Annotated in this window: 16 protein-coding genes and 1 tRNA gene; 5 read left to right on the top strand and 12 right to left on the bottom strand. The window is 63.3% G+C overall.

Going from position 1 to position 15,114, the window contains the following annotated elements; translation table 11 throughout:
* Positions 1 to 2 precede the first annotated feature (2 nt).
* From IQ16_RS16345 to IQ16_RS16335, 3 genes are all read right to left on the bottom strand, one after another.
* Positions 3 to 1,115, bottom strand: coding sequence for an alpha/beta hydrolase family protein (locus IQ16_RS16345; RefSeq protein ID WP_018642461.1), 1,113 nt, complete (start codon positions 1,113 to 1,115; stop codon positions 3 to 5).
* Between the two features lie 272 nt (positions 1,116 to 1,387).
* Positions 1,388 to 2,359 (bottom strand): SDR family NAD(P)-dependent oxidoreductase, encoded by a 972-nt coding sequence (locus tag IQ16_RS16340; RefSeq protein ID WP_026311905.1) that lies wholly within the window; start codon positions 2,357 to 2,359, stop codon positions 1,388 to 1,390.
* Between the two features lie 143 nt (positions 2,360 to 2,502).
* The gene (locus IQ16_RS16335; protein WP_018642463.1) at positions 2,503 to 3,411 is read right to left on the bottom strand and encodes a dihydrodipicolinate synthase family protein; all 909 of its coding nucleotides are present in this window, start codon (positions 3,409 to 3,411) and stop codon (positions 2,503 to 2,505) included.
* 324 nt (positions 3,412 to 3,735) lie between these two features.
* Between IQ16_RS16335 and IQ16_RS16330 the strand changes: the two genes are divergently transcribed.
* Positions 3,736 to 3,975 carry a hypothetical protein gene (locus IQ16_RS16330; protein WP_027547402.1) on the top strand — a complete coding sequence of 80 codons (240 nt, stop codon included), beginning with the start codon at positions 3,736 to 3,738 and terminating at the stop codon, positions 3,973 to 3,975.
* A gap of 155 nt (positions 3,976 to 4,130) precedes the next feature.
* Here IQ16_RS16330 and IQ16_RS16325 read toward each other — a convergent pair whose 3' ends face one another.
* Positions 4,131 to 5,105: an alpha/beta hydrolase fold domain-containing protein gene (locus IQ16_RS16325; protein WP_018642465.1), complete on the bottom strand. Its 975-nt coding sequence runs from the start codon at positions 5,103 to 5,105 to the stop codon at positions 4,131 to 4,133.
* Between the two features lie 121 nt (positions 5,106 to 5,226).
* On the opposite strand from IQ16_RS16325, the gene IQ16_RS16320 reads away from it, so the two are divergent.
* Complete coding sequence (locus tag IQ16_RS16320) at positions 5,227 to 5,850, top strand: TetR/AcrR family transcriptional regulator (RefSeq protein ID WP_018642466.1); 624 nt, start codon at positions 5,227 to 5,229, stop codon at positions 5,848 to 5,850.
* Between the two features lie 302 nt (positions 5,851 to 6,152).
* On the opposite strand, the gene IQ16_RS16315 is transcribed toward IQ16_RS16320, so the two are convergent.
* Positions 6,153 to 6,731, bottom strand: a complete 579-nt coding sequence (locus tag IQ16_RS16315; protein WP_145831609.1) for a hypothetical protein — start codon at positions 6,729 to 6,731, stop codon at positions 6,153 to 6,155.
* A gap of 340 nt (positions 6,732 to 7,071) precedes the next feature.
* Between IQ16_RS16315 and IQ16_RS16305 the strand changes: the two genes are divergently transcribed.
* Positions 7,072 to 8,283 carry a DUF6161 domain-containing protein gene (locus IQ16_RS16305; RefSeq protein ID WP_018642469.1) on the top strand — a complete coding sequence of 404 codons (1,212 nt, stop codon included), beginning with the start codon at positions 7,072 to 7,074 and terminating at the stop codon, positions 8,281 to 8,283.
* Between the two features lie 315 nt (positions 8,284 to 8,598).
* On the opposite strand, the gene IQ16_RS16300 is transcribed toward IQ16_RS16305, so the two are convergent.
* From IQ16_RS16300 to IQ16_RS16270, 7 genes are all read right to left on the bottom strand, one after another.
* Positions 8,599 to 8,676 (bottom strand) — tRNA-Pro (locus tag IQ16_RS16300).
* Positions 8,677 to 8,789: 113 nt separating this feature from the next.
* Positions 8,790 to 9,365 carry a MerR family transcriptional regulator gene (locus IQ16_RS16295; protein ID WP_018642470.1) on the bottom strand — a complete coding sequence of 192 codons (576 nt, stop codon included), beginning with the start codon at positions 9,363 to 9,365 and terminating at the stop codon, positions 8,790 to 8,792.
* Between the two features lie 24 nt (positions 9,366 to 9,389).
* Positions 9,390 to 9,731 (bottom strand): integration host factor subunit alpha, encoded by a 342-nt coding sequence (locus IQ16_RS16290; protein WP_026311906.1) that lies wholly within the window; start codon positions 9,729 to 9,731, stop codon positions 9,390 to 9,392.
* Positions 9,732 to 9,865: 134 nt separating this feature from the next.
* Positions 9,866 to 10,846, bottom strand: a complete 981-nt coding sequence (locus IQ16_RS16285; protein ID WP_145831608.1) for a beta-ketoacyl-ACP synthase III — start codon at positions 10,844 to 10,846, stop codon at positions 9,866 to 9,868.
* Positions 10,843 to 11,904: a phosphate acyltransferase PlsX gene (plsX, locus tag IQ16_RS16280; protein ID WP_018642473.1), complete on the bottom strand. Its 1,062-nt coding sequence runs from the start codon at positions 11,902 to 11,904 to the stop codon at positions 10,843 to 10,845. The genes IQ16_RS16285 and plsX overlap by 4 nt, the downstream gene beginning before the upstream one ends.
* Before the next feature lie 295 nt (positions 11,905 to 12,199).
* Positions 12,200 to 12,769 carry a YceD family protein gene (locus tag IQ16_RS16275; RefSeq protein ID WP_018642474.1) on the bottom strand — a complete coding sequence of 190 codons (570 nt, stop codon included), beginning with the start codon at positions 12,767 to 12,769 and terminating at the stop codon, positions 12,200 to 12,202.
* Positions 12,766 to 13,317: a ubiquinol-cytochrome C chaperone family protein gene (locus IQ16_RS16270; protein ID WP_018642475.1), complete on the bottom strand. Its 552-nt coding sequence runs from the start codon at positions 13,315 to 13,317 to the stop codon at positions 12,766 to 12,768. Before IQ16_RS16270 ends, IQ16_RS16275 begins: the two co-directional genes overlap by 4 nt.
* A gap of 98 nt (positions 13,318 to 13,415) precedes the next feature.
* Here IQ16_RS16270 and IQ16_RS16265 point away from each other — a divergent pair, with 98 nt between their 5' ends.
* The gene (locus IQ16_RS16265; protein ID WP_026311907.1) at positions 13,416 to 13,901 is read left to right on the top strand and encodes an outer membrane protein assembly factor BamE; all 486 of its coding nucleotides are present in this window, start codon (positions 13,416 to 13,418) and stop codon (positions 13,899 to 13,901) included.
* A gap of 96 nt (positions 13,902 to 13,997) precedes the next feature.
* Positions 13,998 to 15,011, top strand: a complete 1,014-nt coding sequence (locus IQ16_RS16260; RefSeq protein WP_035666078.1) for a Bug family tripartite tricarboxylate transporter substrate binding protein — start codon at positions 13,998 to 14,000, stop codon at positions 15,009 to 15,011.
* The last annotated feature ends 103 nt before the right edge of the window (positions 15,012 to 15,114 follow it).

Below are 15,114 nucleotides of genomic sequence, written 5' to 3'. Positions count from 1 at the left end.
GCTCAGGCGCGCCGTCCGGCGTCCAGCCGCGTCTCCAGCCAGTCGAAGATGTATTCGTTGGCAAGGCTGGGATTGTCCGCATGGGCCTGCGCCGCGCCGGTCTCCGCCGCGGTGAACACCTTCAGCGCGATGTCGGAGCTGCCGAGCCGGGATTGCTGGACGATCTGACGCGCCCGGTCGGCCTTGAGCCAGCCATCCTCGCCGAGCGTGATCAGCACCGGACAATCGGCGCTGGAGGCCATCAGCGGCGCATGCGGCACCGGGACGATGCTGAGGTCGCTCATCGCGAAACGGCTGGCGAAGAAGGATCGTTCGTGCAGATCCCACAGGCCGCCGTCGCAGACCGCCGCAGCCAGCCGCGGCTCCTGCAACACCGCGCGCGCCACGAAAGAGGAGCCCCACCCGTCCGCCACGATGGCGACGCGGTCGAAATCGACGTCGCCCCGCGTTTCCAGATAATCCATGACGCTCGCAATCGAGCTCTCGAGGTCGCGGCGCTGCAGAAGCGCATCGGTGAAGTCGTCGCGCTGGTCGCCGAGCAGGTCCAGCGCCAGCATCGACAGTCCGCGCTCGCGCGCATGCGGCGCGAGCTTGAACAGGAATTCCTCCTTGCGGTGCCCGGGCTCGCCGATGCAGATCACGGTCGGCGCCCGGCCTCGTGCCGACGGCGCGGGCAGGAAGTAGCCCTGCAACGCATGATCCTCGACCCAGGGAATCGTCACGACTTCGCCCGCCGGCGCGCGCGCCGTGAGATAGCGGCGGGCGCATTCCTGCATCGCCAGCACCGCAACCCAGCGGCGCTCGTCGGCCGGATCGAGCGGCATTGCGGCTGCGCCGTAGTAGTTGAGGGCCCGCAGCCAGTTGCGCTGCGCCGTTGCCATGTGGCCTTCCGCGAACGCGGCCTCGGCACGGTGGCGATTGGTCCGCGCCAGCTTCTTCCACTCGCGATGCCAGGATTGCTCGTCGCCCCGCTTGAGCTGCCGCGCGATCATCAGACATTCCGCGATCGTGGCGCCGCCCTCCTGGGCCGCGGTGAGGAGCCGCGTGAACTCAGAGGAGATGTCCTCTCGCTCCGGGCAAAGGGTCCAGTCGTCGGAGAGGCATGCGGGTATCATCGGAGCTACGCTCTATCATCGCGTTACCCCTGATTGACTAAACTATTTTGGTTCGCCAACCAAGCTGCCGTGCGCCGAATGAGACCCGTTGGACATCACCATCGCTTGAACGATGCTTGAACGATGGGCCGCGCCGCATGCGTGACATTCCAATTCGTCACACCGCTGTGAACAATGGCAAGAGGTGGCACGTGAAATGACCTGCGCACCTCTTGTCATGACGATCATCATACCCATATTCGCGCGTCGCCGGCCGTGACGGCGAAGCCAACTCAACCGAGTCGCCAGCCCACCTCCTGCGTGAAGCTTTCGTAGAAGGCGCGCTCATAGGCCTGCTCCGGCGTGGCGCGCACGCGCTCGTCGAGGCGCTTGGCGTCCTCGCCCACGAGGATGCGCCAGCGCTCCGCCTTGACGCCGTCGAGGATGATCTTGGCGGCCTGCGCGGCCGTCGTCGGCGCATCCTCCAGGAAGCTGCGGGCGCGCTCGGCGAACGCCGCCTGGATGTCCTCGTCCGACATCCTGTCGGCATCCGGCACGCCGGCGGCGACCATGCGCTTACGGGTCAGCGCGACCTCGTCGGCGTTGAGCCGCTCCGAGCCGTCCGCGCTCTGCACCTTGCGCGAATTGGAGACGATCGAGGTGCCGATATGGCCGGGCATCACCACCGAGCATTTGACGTGCGGGGCGTGCAGGCGCAGGTCGTTGATCAGCGCTTCGGTAAATCCCTTCACCGCGAACTTGGCCGAGCTGTAGGCGGTGTGCGCCTGGCCCATGCCGATCGAGGCCCAGAAGCCGTTGACGCTGGCGGTGTTGACGATGTGGGCCTCGTCGGCCGCGACCAGCATCGGCAGGAAGGTGCGCACGCCGAGATAGACCCCGCCCCAGCAGATGTTGAAGGTGCGCTCCCACTGCTCGCGCGTGTTGGTGAACAGGCTGCCGCCGCCGCCGATGCCGGCGTTGTTGAACAAGAGATGGATCCTGTCGGTCTTCTGCTGCTCGGCGAGCTCGTCGCGGAAGCGCTTGAGATGATCCTCGATGGCGACATCGGCGACGTGCGTCGTGACGCGCAGGCCCTGCGGCAGCTTCTCGACCTCGCACAGCCGCTTGGTCTCGGCCATCGCGGCCTCCGAGACGTCGCACATCGCGACATTGCAGCCTTCGGCAACCAGCTGCCGCGCGAGCTCGCGCCCCATCCCCGTGCCGCCGCCGGTGATGACCGCAATCTTTCCAGCAAAATCCTTCATGGGACTTTCGGCCCCTCCCTTTGTCGGTGTGTTTCTTGTCGCTACGCCGCTCTCGCGACCGCGCGCAAAATGTAGCAGCGCCGCATCCGCAGGTAAAAGCGGATCGGCGATGCCGTTCGACATTGGTTATTTCGGCGCGCGGATTATTCGGCCGCCGCGATGCGCGCCCCGCTCAGCGCGCCGAGGCCCTCCAGCGCCTTGCGGATCGCGGCCTGCTGCGCAGCTGATGCCTCCGGCATCGGGGCGCGCGGATATGTCCGGGGCAGGCCCTGGAGCATCTGTGCGTAGCGCGTGCAGGCCGGAAGATTGTCGGCAATGACCGCGTTCCACAGCGTCAGCAGCTTCTTGTGCAGGTCGAGCGCGCGCGGATGATCGCCCGCCTTCACCGCCTCCCACAGCGCGACGGACGCATGCGGCGCCGCGGTCAGGATCGCGGCGATCGAGCCATGGGCCCCGAGCGTGTAGGACGGGTACATCAGGGCATCGACGGCACTGTAGATCAGCTTGTCGGGCGCCATCATCATGAGGTCCGCGAACAGTTTCAGATCGCCCGCGCTCTGCTTGACGCCGACGACCAGCGGCACCTCGGTCATGATCCGCGTCAACAGCGCCGGTGACAGATACGACCACGGCACGACGTTGTAGATGATGATGGGCATGCCCGTCTCGTCCGCCATGGCGCGAAAATGCGCGACCATCGCCTCGTCGTCCGGCTTGAACAAATAGTGCACCGGCGTGACCTGGAGCGCGGCGACATTCATGTCGCGGACCAGCTTGCCGCGGCGGATCGCATCGCGCGTGGAATCGACGATGATGCCCGCGATCACGGGAATGCGTCCCATCACCGCCTCTACCGTCGCTTCCATGAGGTCGCGATATTCCTCATGGTCGAGCGTGTGGCCCTCGCCGGTCGAGCCGCCGGCCGCGACGCCGTGCACGCCGGCACCGATCATCCAGTCGACCTGGGGCGCCACGAGCTCGAAGTCGATCTCGCCGTCCTTCCGGAACGGCGTCGTCATCGGCGGGATCACGCCGGTCGGTCGTACCTTCATGGTCCGCCCTCGCGTTTCCTGTGGTGCCGCGGCAGCCCCGCTCTTTTGGCGAGTGCCCGCAACATCACGAATCGTATCGGCCGTGCGGGCCTTGTGAAGTGGCTCATACGCGGCGCTGCCCTGACAATCGATCATTCCTGGGGGCTCCTGCGGGTTCCCCATATTTGTCCGGCTTCGGGTTAATGGCAATTTTTTTACAATCCGAATCGCCAAATGAAGGACGCCAGGTCGAGTCGTCCAGGCCAGCGTGTTGTTTGTGTCACAGGCTCTGGCACTCCGCTTGCATCCTCTTCGTGGTCTGAAACTACCGATGAGGTGACTGGAATGTTCGTGACCGTCGTTGCCGTGCTCTGCCGGCTAGGTGCATCTGCCTCGGGCGCTTGCGTCGAGGAAATCGTGACCGACAGCAACATGACGCCCGAAATGTCGATGATGCAGTGTGCAATCGGTGCACAGGCACCGCTGGCGAAATGGATGGGCGAGCATCCGATCTATCACGCCAACTGGCGCCTCGAGCGCTACAAGTGCGTGCCGGGTCACTACGAGATCAAGGGCCACGCCTGAAGGCCCCGCAAAATTACTGGGTCCGGGTCGACGGATACCAGGACGACTGATCCAGGAGGAAACGCCCCGGGGGCCGCCTTTTCCCTCCGTGCGGGCACCGCCAGCGCCGGACCGATCGCGGCGGCGCGCTCTGTGACAATGATCACGCCACATTCCTAGCCAATCTCGCGCACGATGATTGCACGCGCCCGCCGTCCCTCCGGCGTCGGCATCAGCGCAAAATTGTGCGGCTGGTCACGCAACAGATGCAGCTCGACCGGCACGCCCACCGCCCGCGCCCGCTCCGCGAGATCGACGCTATCGGGATAGAGCAGATCGCGCGTGCCTGCGAAGATCGTCATCGGCGCCAGCGCGCGGAATGCGCCGTTGAGCGGACTGACGAAGGGATGGCCGACATCGAGCTCGCCGGCATAGAGCCGTCCCGCTTCAATGATCCCCGGAATGTCCTGCATCGGATCGCGCGCCGCGATCGCCACCTGCTCCGGACGGCTGACCGACGCATCGGCCGCGGGCGAGATCAGCATCAGCCGGTTCGGCTGCCGATGGCCGCGATCGCGCAGCCACTGGCAGGCCGCGAGCGCGAGGCCCGCGCCGGCGGAATTGCCGACCACCGTGACCTTTGCGGACCCCGCATCTTCCAGCAGCATGCGCAGCAGCTCGGCCGTCGCCGGCACGACATCCTTCGCGGTCGCGCGCGGCGCCAGCGGATAGATCGGCACGACGCAAACGACGCGCGCCTTGCGCGTCATCTCGCCAATGAGGCGCCAATGCGCCGGCACGATCTCGTTGATGAAGCCGCCGCCATGCAGGAACATGACGTAGTTGCAGCCCTCGTGGCCCGACGACGGCGCGGTGTAATAGACCGGCCATCCGCCCATCTTCGTCAGCGTCGCCTCGACGCCGCGGCCGAGCCCCGTCGGCTCGAACGAGGCGGGCTCCAATGCGAGCTTCTGCACATGCGCCTGCACGACTTCCGCGGATGCGAGCTGCTTCTTGACCGGAAGAAGGCGCAGCAGCAGGTTGAAGGCGCGGCTTTGCAGGCTTGGCGCGGGATCGCGCCGGGCCGATGGGCTGAATACGCAACCACCCGGGCAAAACTGCAAGGCCGACACGATCCTGGCAACGCTCATGGCCACATCCCCATCCGGCGCGTTCGAAACGGCGACAAAGAGGCTTGCCGACCCGCCGCCACTTGCCGCTATAATGCGAGCATTCACTCGCTTTTCCTACTCGCATTCAGATCACAAGGCCGTGGCCCGCAAATCGCACACAAACCCCCGGAAAAATGCCTCGCAGGAGCGATCCCGCGCCACCGTCGACGCACTGGTCGAGGCAACTGCTCGCATTCTGGTCAAGGAAGGCTTTGAGAAGGCCAGCACCAACCGCATCGCCGAGATCGCCGGCGTCAGCGTCGGCTCGCTTTATCAATACTTCCCGAGCAAGGAAGCCCTCGTCGCCGCCGTGATCGACCGCCACAACGAGGAGATCATGGGCCTCGTCCGCACGGCCCTCACGGAGGTCGCCGACGTCCCGATCGACAAGGCGGTGCGAAAACTCGTCACCGTCGCAATCGACGCCCACCGCATCAACCCGAAACTCCATCGGGTGCTCGCCGAGCAGATCCCCCGCACCGGCCAGCTCGCCGAAGTCGAAGCCTTCAACCGCGAGGTCCACACGTTAGTGCGCGCCTATCTCGAAAGCCGCCGCAAGGAGATGCGCAAGGTGGACGTTGATGTCGCAACCTTCATCTGCGTCAGCGCGATCGAGTCGGTCGCGCACAACACGGTGCTGAACCATGCGGAGATGCTGACGGAGAAAGCGGTGAAGGTGCTGGTGGACGAGACGACAAGGATGGTGGTGGGGTATTTGAGGTAGCGTAGTGGCCGATGGGGTGCCGTCCGGCAGGCACACCGTCATCGCCGAGCATATCGGACAGACTCATATCCAAAGGCTTCAGCAACCCGAATATCATCGCCCCCTCCCTAGCCGCCTTCATCTGAGCACTTTTACGCAACCTGCCGCCCCATGCGATGCAGGCCCCTGACAGAGCAACGGCGCAATGTAGCTGCCTGCCCACACCCCTGTTCGGCTCGCTCGGCTTCGTGGTGCGCTCCGCAATATTCCCTTGGAGTATTATGGCCACTTCGCGCGCAAGGCCGCCACGAACCAGCCACCAACTACGGACCCGTCGTTATGCAATCAATTGCAGCGGCAAAATCTATAATCTCGGGTCCGTTGGGATCGCGCAGGAAGTCAAACGGAGGAAAGCGCGCTTCTCTCTGGAAGTCTCTGGCCTTTATAGCGCAACTAACAAGCTTCTTATTTCCGAACGTAGCAGCGTGATCGTTCAGCTTCAGATATTTCATCATCTCGACTGTTTTCGACGACACGCATTGGTTGACTACCGCGATGCCTTTCTCTGGCAAAACGCTTCTGTCCGCAGACTCCGCGCAGATTACAAAGAGGATTGCCTTATTGTAGAGAAGGAACTTGATTCCGGACGTTCCTTCCGCAACTTGTTTGTCGGTCGATGGAGGCAGCTTCTCTCTGATCTTGCGCTGCCGTTCCTGCGCCGCCATTTCAAGAAATTTCTGGAAGTCGTCATAAACCGTGTCCTTAAGAGACTGATAGAACTTGTCGATAGACGGGTTCTCCTGAGCGACCGCAATTGCAGGCAAGCTGCAAACGGGGGCCAACAACATCAATGTTGCTTTGATAGATCTTCGCATCTCACCTGTCGTCGGCTCGAGATACACGCTTGACTTGTTTAGAACATAATGGGAACTTTGCCCAGCTATATCGATTGGGTTTCGTTATGCCTGAGTTCGCTGCGCCCCAATTTCCCAACGAATGCGGCGGATTGGATGCCGCTGCCGATCAGGCAAGGCAACTTGCGGCGGTAACGCGCGCGAAGCTATGAAGGCGCTGTTGATTGCGAATGAGTTCTCAGAGCCCAAGATCGAAGAGCGCGTGTCGCACGGGTACATTCGAGGCGTGAAGCACGGGCGCTTCAATACCTATTCGGATTGACCGCTGCGGCTCCTTAATAAACGAAGCTGCCATTGCAAAACGTTCCATTTGTCCGGACGACACTCAATGAACGAAACGCAACACCCTCTACTCAGCGTCGATGTTTCAGACGGCAGCCATCACCGATTTTATAGCCTGGACGAGATCGGTAACTGGCTTTCTCATGAACGCGCTGAGCTTAGTTGGTTCTTCGAAGGAGCTCCGCAGGCAGGCGGCGCCATATCTGATCTCCGTAACAACTACCAAAACAACTTCAACCACCTCGATCAAACGCTCTCGAAATGGAGAAATGAGCCCGAAAGCACGCAGAGGATGCAGCAATTCTACAATGCGTTTACCAGCGCTTATTCTTCGTCAACCACCGTACGCTCAGATCACCCGTTTGCCAGGATTGCCGCCGACATTTCGAAAAATGCAGGTCCGGCCGCCGCAGCGGCAGCCTTCGGCACACTCCTCGGCATCGGATGTACACTGAACTTTGAAACCGCGAAGGGCATTATCGCCGCAGTGTTGAAGCAATCCGGTATCGATCCGCAATCTCCTAACATCGTCAGCAAGGCTATCGAGGACTTGAGTTCCTCGGCTGCCGCGGATCGTGTCAGAACTAATGCCGAATGGGACGGCATCGCTCAAAGGGCTGAAAATCTACTACGGACGACGGATGAGTCGTTCAAGAACCAGACTGAGAAAGCTGAAAACGATACAGCGGAAGCAATAGGCCGCTTACAGGACTCGGTCGCAGAATCGATCCAGAGCATTCATACGACGGAGGCAACTTACAAGGAGCAGATGAAGCTACGAGCTCCCGTCGAATACTGGCAAGAAAAGGGCCGCAGGCACGCAGACGCACTTCAGAAATCGCGTCGCAACCTCATTTGGTTTGCGGCAGTGGGAAGCGCTGCCCTGGTCGGCAGCCTATATGTTCTGACCACAATCGCTCTTGATGCCTCGTCGAAATCAGCCGCTGACACCGTGATCTTCCTGAAGTTCGCTGCTATCGGCGCGGTGGTGACAACCATATTGTTTTGGGCCGGCCGCGTTCTTTTGCGCATTTACATGAGCGATCGACACCTTCTGTCGGATGCGGAAGAAAGGGTTGCAATGGTGATGACCTACTTAGCGCTGACCAATGACGGTAAGGTTGAGGCATCTGACAGGGCGCTCGTGTTGGCTCCTCTCTTTCGAACTGCGTCAGATGGAATCGTGAAAGATGACGGCCCCGATGCGTCCCTGACCGGCGTTGTGGCAAAGATCCTCGACCTTAAACCCGGCAGGTAGCAAATCTGGCGCGGCTTGCTATCGTTTCTTCCGAGCCGTCCACTACCTCTTGATAGTCAGCTTCAGAGCGGCAAGAAACGCTCGCCGCCTTGCCTCCGAAGCTTAGGCGGAACGATGACATTATGCCCCTGTTTTGCCCGACGGGTCAAACCGATTCGGAAAAACGTTACAGGCCAATGTCTTCGCTACTGTGCATGGGGTTGTTTTCGGCATTTAAGTTTACCGGCCACCGAAGCAGCTACCCGCTACTGGTCGCGGCGCATGCGTCACGGGCGGCGCAGCCGCCAGTCCACCCGACAGATGCTTTGAGAAAAATGGTCGGAGCGAGAGGATTTGAACCTCCGACCCCTAGTCTCCCAGACTAGTGCGCTAACCGGGCTGCGCCACGCTCCGAACGTCGTTCCATTAGCTAGGATCGCTGCTTTGCGCAAGGCGAGCTACGCCATTTTGGCGTACCTTCCTAAAGCCCACCGGAACTGCCCCGGAAAGCCGCCGACGGGCCGCCCCTACCCGTCCTTCAGCGCCTGATCCAGCATCTCGCGGCAGGCGACGAGGTCGGCGAGCGCCCGACCTAACCGCTCCCGGTCCAGCGCGCTGGGGCCGGCGGGCGCGGCCGTGCCGCCCTTGCGGAAGGTGGTGAGGATTTCCTCGTCGTCGACCTCCGTGAAGCGGAAGTCGATGCCTTCCTCCTCATCGCCCTGGTAGTCGTCATCGTCGGCATCAGTGATGCCCTTGATCGGGCCCTCGTCGTCCGGCTCCATCAGGCTCGCGCCGATGGCGTCCTCGATGGCCCCGAACGAGACCGCGGCCGCGCCGTCGGCGAGGCCCTGCACCGATTTGACGCCGTGCTCCTTCAGGATGCGCTGCACCCCGCGGATCGTATAGCCCTCCCCGTAGAGCAGCCGGCGGATGCCCTTGAGCAGGTCGACGTCGTCGGGGCGGTAATAGCGGCGGCCGCCGCTGCGCTTCATCGGCTTGATCTGGGAGAAGCGGGTCTCCCAGAACCGCAGCACATGCTGCGGAATGTCGAGTTCCTGCGCTACTTCGCTGATGGTTCGGAACGCATCCGGCGCCTTGTCCAAATGCCAATCCTTTCCGAAAGGCGGTTACGCCTCGGGTTGAACCTTGCTGCCGTCGCCGTTGGTCCGGTGCTGGGCGTTGATCCGCTGCTTCAGGATCGCGGACGGCTTGAACACCATGACGCGGCGCGGCGAGATCGGCACCTCGGTGCCGGTCTTCGGATTGCGGCCGATACGCTGACCCTTCTTGCGCACCATGAAGGAGCCGAACGAGGACAGCTTCACCGTCTCGCCCTTCTCCAGGCAGTCGGTGATCTCCTTCAACACGAGTTCCACGAACGCGGACGACTCCGTCCGCGACAGGCCCACCTTCTGGTAGACGGCTTCGCAGAGATCGACACGCGTTACGGTTTTACTTTGATCGGTCATCGCCCTGCCCCACATCACGGCGAACAATTGTTGTCTGAAATTATGAGGTTACGATACGGCGGTCAACAGCGCTCATCAATGCAGACGCATCGATAATCGCAGCTGATTCCGGCAAAATTTTATCAACTGTGGCGCTACCAGCGCACCAGCGCTGAACCCCAGGTAAAGCCGCCGCCCATCGCTTCCAGGAGGACCAGGTCGCCCTTCTTGATGCGGCCGTCCTTGCGCGCCACCGCCAGCGCCAGCGGAATCGAGGCGGCCGAGGTGTTGCCGTGACGGTCCACCGTCAGCACCACCTTCTCCGGCGCGATATGCAGCTTGTGGGCGGAGGCGTCGATGATTCGCTTGTTGGCCTGGTGCGGCACGAACCAGTTGATGCTGTCGGCATTGAGCCCGGTCGCCTGGAAGGCGTCGACGATCACGTCGGTGATCATGCCGACCGCATGCTTGAAGACCTCGCGGCCTTCCATGCGTAAGTGCCCGACGGTCTGGGTCGAGGACGGCCCACCGTCGACGAACAGTTTTGCCTTGTGGCGGCCGTCGGAGCGCAGATGCGTGGTGACGATGCCGCGGTCGGTCGCGGCATTGCCCGGCTGCTCCTGCGCCTCAAGCACCACCGCGCCAGCGCCGTCGCCGAACAGCACGCAGGTGCCGCGGTCGTTCCAGTCGAGGATGCGCGAGAAGGTCTCGGCGCCGATCACCAGCGCGCGCTTGTAGGCGCCGGTGCGCAGGAAATTGTCGGCGGTCGCGAGCGCGAACACGAAGCCCGAGCACACCGCCTGAAGGTCGAAAGCCGCGCCATGGTTGATGCCGAGACCGTGCTGCACGGCGACCGCCGTTGCAGGGAAGGTGTTGTCGGGCGTCGAGGTCGCCAGCACGATCAGCTCGATCGACTGCGCGTCCACGCCGGCATCGGTGAGCGCGGCCTGCGCCGCCTTGATGGCGAGGTGCGAGGTGAACTCGCCCTCGGCCGCGACGTGCCGCTCGCGAATGCCGGTGCGCTGGACGATCCACTCGTCGGAGGTGTCGATACGCGCCGCCAATTGGGCGTTGGTCACCACCTGCTCCGGCAGGTAGGAGCCGCAGCCGAGCACGACCGAACGAATCTGAGTCACGAAACATCCTCCGGCGCGGGCTGCACGGAACTGAGTGCACCACCCTCGCGGTTGAGCATCTGATTGATCTTGTTCAGGAGATCGAATTTGACCATGTCATAGCCAACATCGATCGCGTAGGCAAAGCCTTCGGCGTTGATTCCGCCATGGCTCTTGACCACGACGCCTTTCAAACCCAGGAACACCCCGCCATTGGACTTGTTGGGGTCCATCTTGTCGCGGAGGGCCTGGAACGCATTGCGGGCGAAGAGATAGCCCAGCTTGGACAACCAGCTCCGCTGCAATTCGTTGCGAAGGAGTTCCGCCATCTGCCGGGCGGTTCCCTCGGCGGTCTTGAGCGCGATGTTGCCGCTGAAACCCTCGGTCACAATCACGTCGGCCAGCCCCTTGCCGATGCCGTCGCCCTCGACGAAGCCGATGTAGTCGAGCTCCGGCAGGTTCCGCGCACGCAGGATCTCGCTGGCCTCGCGAATCTCCTCGTGCCCCTTGATCTCCTCGGCCCCGATGTTGAGGAGGCCAACCGTGGGCCGTTTCTTGTTGAACAGCACGCTCGCCATCGCCGCGCCCATCACGGCCAGCGACACCAGATGGTGCGCATCGCCGCCGAGGGTGGCGCCGAGGTCGAGCACGACCGACTGGCCGCGCTTGGTCGGCCATATCGCGGAGATGGCCGGGCGGTCGATGCCGGGCAGCGTGCGCAAATGGAAGCGCGACATTGCCATCAGCGCGCCGGTATTGCCGGCGGAGACCGCAACATCGGCCTCGCCCTTCTTCACCGCGTCGATGGCAAGCCACATCGAGGAGGTCCTGCGGCCGCGGCGCAGCGCCTGGCTCGGCTTGTCGTGCATGCTGACGGCAACGTCGGTATGGACGATCTTCGAGGCGGCCCTGAGCTGGGGATGCTTCTCGAGCTCGGGCTCGATCTTGGCCTGGTCACCGACCAGCAGGAACTCGGTGTCGCGATGCCTGCCAAGCGAGATGGCCGCGCCCGGAATGACCACGGCGGCGCCGTCGTCGCCCCCCATGGCGTCAAGCGCGATACGAACCTTGCTAGGCATGAACGTCCTGGAAACCTGGTCTGGTGCGGTCTTGAACAAGCGGGGCCGCAAATGGGTTCGCCATGACATGGCGACCGGCCAAGCGCCACGCCGCACCCGGACCGGGGCGCGACAATAGCGTTTTGTTATCCCGAAACAACCTCTTGCCCCCAGCCTTTTGCATTCAGGGCGATCCGGCCACGGACCGGAAAGTTGGCCGGAAACGTATAGAAATCAGATAGATAAATCTGACTCTCAAACCATCGCCGCAGACGCCTTCTGTGCCGGAGCCAGCGGTCTTACGGGGAATCGGCCTCTACCGGTTCTTTTTGTTGTCCTGAAGCGCCTTTAGCGCCGCGAACGGATGGTCCTCCGGGTCAGGGGCGTTGACCTCCGGCTCGAATACGACCCCCTCCTTGCGCGGATAAGGATCGATCGCCAGGAACAGGGCATCGGTGGCGATGCGACCGAGGTCGATGATGCCATTGATGATCGGCTCCGGCGGATCGACGACCTCCGGCGGCTCCTCGTCGTCCTGCCCCTCCTCGATCAGGTCGGCGAGGCGCCGCGCCTCGGCCTCGGGGGCGAACACCAGGTCCACCTCCTCGTCGATCTCGCTCTCGATCGGATCGAGCGTGACCACGCAGGTCTGGCCGACCCGGGCGCGGACCTGCCCCGTGACCTGGATCCGGCCACCGCTCTTCGGCACGACCTCGAAGCTGGCGTGAGCGGACAGGATCTCCCGGAGGCCTGCGAGCTCCGCCATTGCCTGCCGCTCGGCCGCCGATGCCTCGAGCTCGCGATGCAGGCCGGTGTCGGGAATCTGCGCGACGATGACGGGCGCCCGCCAGGGATCGGGCGAGGATGTGGTGCTGGGTCGGCTCATGGCGTGACATCCTCCCTGAACGCCGGCGGAAATTTGAAGGACGCACCAAGCAGTGCGGCCTCGTCGGTCCGGCCGAGATCGGCCTCGGTCGCTCTGGCATAGGCCGCGAGCTGCCGGGCCTGGTCCATGCCGGTCCCATTCAAGATATTCTTGCAGATCGCTGCGGCCAGCGCCTCGCCGTCGCCCTCCATGGCCTGGTCGTAGGCCTGGACGCGGCCGTAGAATGCCTCGCCGAAGGCCCGCATCCGCTTCGGCACGGTCTGGTCGCCGACCCCCATCTCGCGCAGATTGTCGTCCATGTCCTCGCAGAACCGGTCGAACAGCGCCTGGGACAGCTCCGTGGCGCGCTGGACCGTGCGCAGGCGGCGCAAGAGCAGCCACAGATGCAGCAGCAACAGGTCGAAACGCCCGTTAACCGTATCCGGCACACCCAAGTCGCGGTAAAACATGGGTTCTCGCGCCTGCGTCACGATCATGCCATAGATGGCTTCAATGGTGCCCGGCGGGGTTAGCCGGGGTTTCCTGAAGTGATTGAACGGCCAAAGCATTGTGGTTTCCGCAAGCGGGCGCGCGCGTGTTGCATTCAGAGCCCCCGCCCGGTACTTCAGCGCCTCGCGCGACGCAAGGGGACGGAATCAGTTCCGCTATGACGAAAACGAACCAGATCGGCCCGCGCGCGGACAAGCGGCGCGGCCTTCATGCACGCTGGCGCGGCTTGCGCCTGGCGGCCGCTGCCGCCTTGGTCGGCGTGGCGCTTGCGGGCTGCACCGGCGAGCAATTCCAGAAGGGCTACATCCTGCCGCCCGGCGCGCTGGAGCAGATTCCGATCGGCGCCAGCCAGGACCAGGTGCTGATTGTCATGGGCACGCCTTCCACCGTCGCGACGCTCGACGGCGAGGTGTTCTACTACATCTCGCAGCGCTCGGAGCGGATGGTCGCCTTCATGAACCAGAAGGTGGTCGATCAGCGCGTGATCGCGATCTATTTCGACAAGAACCGGCGCGTGCGCCGGCTGGCGAATTACGGCCTCCAGGACGGCAAGATCTTCGACTTCATCAGCCGCACCACGCCGACGTCGGGCCAGGAGATGAGCTACCTCACGCCGCTGTTCAAGCTGCTCAGCTTTAACTGAGCCTTCAGCCTGCGGCGTCGTGCCGCCGGTCGCGACTTGCCGTTGCGCGACGGGTTCCCTACGCTCCCAGCAAAACAAGAAGCTGGGAGTGGATTCGTGTCCAAGAAACTTCAGAACACTTTGTTGTCCCGCCGTCGCGTGCTTGCCGGCGCCGCCGGCCTGTCGGCCGCTGCGATCCTGCCGCGGTCGAGCCTGGCGGACTGGAGGCCGACCGAGAACGTCCGCCTCGTCGTACCGGCTGCGGCCGGCGGCTCGACCGATGTGATGGGCCGCCTCTTGGCCGCCCATCTGCAAACCGCCTGGGGCCAGTCGGCCGTCGTGGAGAACCGCTCCGGCGGCGGCGGCACGATCGGCACCGCCGAGGTGGTCCGCGCCAAGCCCGATGGTCACACCATCCTGATCGGCAACCCCGGGCCGAACGCGATCGCCTACAGCATCTTCAAGAACCTGACCTACAAGCCGGACCAGCTCCAGCCGGTCTCCAACATGATCAGGATCCCCAACATCGTGTCGGCGCATCCGAAGACCGGCATCAAGTCGGTCGCCGAGCTGATCGCGTACCTGAAGGCCAATCCGGACAAGCTCAGCTACGCCTCCTCCGGCGTCGGCCAGAGCCCTCACCTCACCGGCGCCTGGTTCCTCCAGCTCACCGGGCTGAAGATGACCCACATCCCGTTCCGCGGCGCGGGCCCCGCGCTCCAGGCTGCGCTCGCCGGCGACATCCAGATCCTGTTCGACAACCTCTATCCGAGCCTGCCTCAGGTGCAGAACGGCACGCTCAACGGTCTCTGCGTCACCACGACCGAGCGCAGCGACCTCGCGCCCAACCTGCCGACCATGCGCGAGAGCGCGCCCGAGCTGGCGAATTTCGACATATCGTCCTGGTTCTCGGTGTTCCTGCCGAAGGGGGTCTCACCCGAGGTGCTCAACGCGCTCAATCTTCAGGTGAAGGCGATGCTGGAGCGCGACGACATCAAGAAGCAGATCGCCGCCATGGGCGCCCGCGCCGATTACGGCACCCCGCAGCAGTTCGCCGACTTCGTGGACGCCGAGACGAAGAAGTTCGCCGGCATCATCCAGAAGGAAGGCTTGCAGATGGATGTGCAGTAGCGTTCACGCGAGCGCTGCTGCCTCCTTCGTCTTTGCGAGCGCAGCGAAGCAATCCAGACTGCCTCCACGGAAAGACACTGGATTGCTTCGTCGCAAGAGCTCC

The sequence above is a fragment of the Bradyrhizobium huanghuaihaiense genome, from assembly GCF_007830635.1.
In the GTDB taxonomy this organism is placed as follows: Bacteria; Pseudomonadota; Alphaproteobacteria; order Rhizobiales; family Xanthobacteraceae; genus Bradyrhizobium; species Bradyrhizobium huanghuaihaiense.
The sequence above is the reverse complement of the archived record's forward strand: the minus strand, read 5'-3'. Positions and strand labels throughout refer to the sequence as shown.

Coding starts and splice junctions, on each gene's coding strand:
- IQ16_RS16340 (WP_026311905.1), bottom strand. CDS start 2,359: ATGAAGGATTTTGCTGGAAAGATTGCGGTCATCACCGGCGGCGGCACG.
- IQ16_RS16330 (WP_027547402.1), top strand. CDS start 3,736: ATGTTCGTGACCGTCGTTGCCGTGCTCTGCCGGCTAGGTGCATCTGCC.
- IQ16_RS16335 (WP_018642463.1), bottom strand. CDS start 3,411: ATGAAGGTACGACCGACCGGCGTGATCCCGCCGATGACGACGCCGTTC.
- IQ16_RS16325 (WP_018642465.1), bottom strand. CDS start 5,105: ATGAGCGTTGCCAGGATCGTGTCGGCCTTGCAGTTTTGCCCGGGTGGT.
- IQ16_RS16270 (WP_018642475.1), bottom strand. CDS start 13,317: ATGCTTTGGCCGTTCAATCACTTCAGGAAACCCCGGCTAACCCCGCCG.
- IQ16_RS16290 (WP_026311906.1), bottom strand. CDS start 9,731: ATGACCGATCAAAGTAAAACCGTAACGCGTGTCGATCTCTGCGAAGCC.
- IQ16_RS16345 (WP_018642461.1), bottom strand. CDS start 1,115: ATGATACCCGCATGCCTCTCCGACGACTGGACCCTTTGCCCGGAGCGA.
- IQ16_RS16305 (WP_018642469.1), top strand. CDS start 7,072: ATGAACGAAACGCAACACCCTCTACTCAGCGTCGATGTTTCAGACGGC.
- plsX (WP_018642473.1), bottom strand. CDS start 11,904: ATGCCTAGCAAGGTTCGTATCGCGCTTGACGCCATGGGGGGCGACGAC.
- IQ16_RS16275 (WP_018642474.1), bottom strand. CDS start 12,769: ATGAGCCGACCCAGCACCACATCCTCGCCCGATCCCTGGCGGGCGCCC.
- IQ16_RS16265 (WP_026311907.1), top strand. CDS start 13,416: ATGACGAAAACGAACCAGATCGGCCCGCGCGCGGACAAGCGGCGCGGC.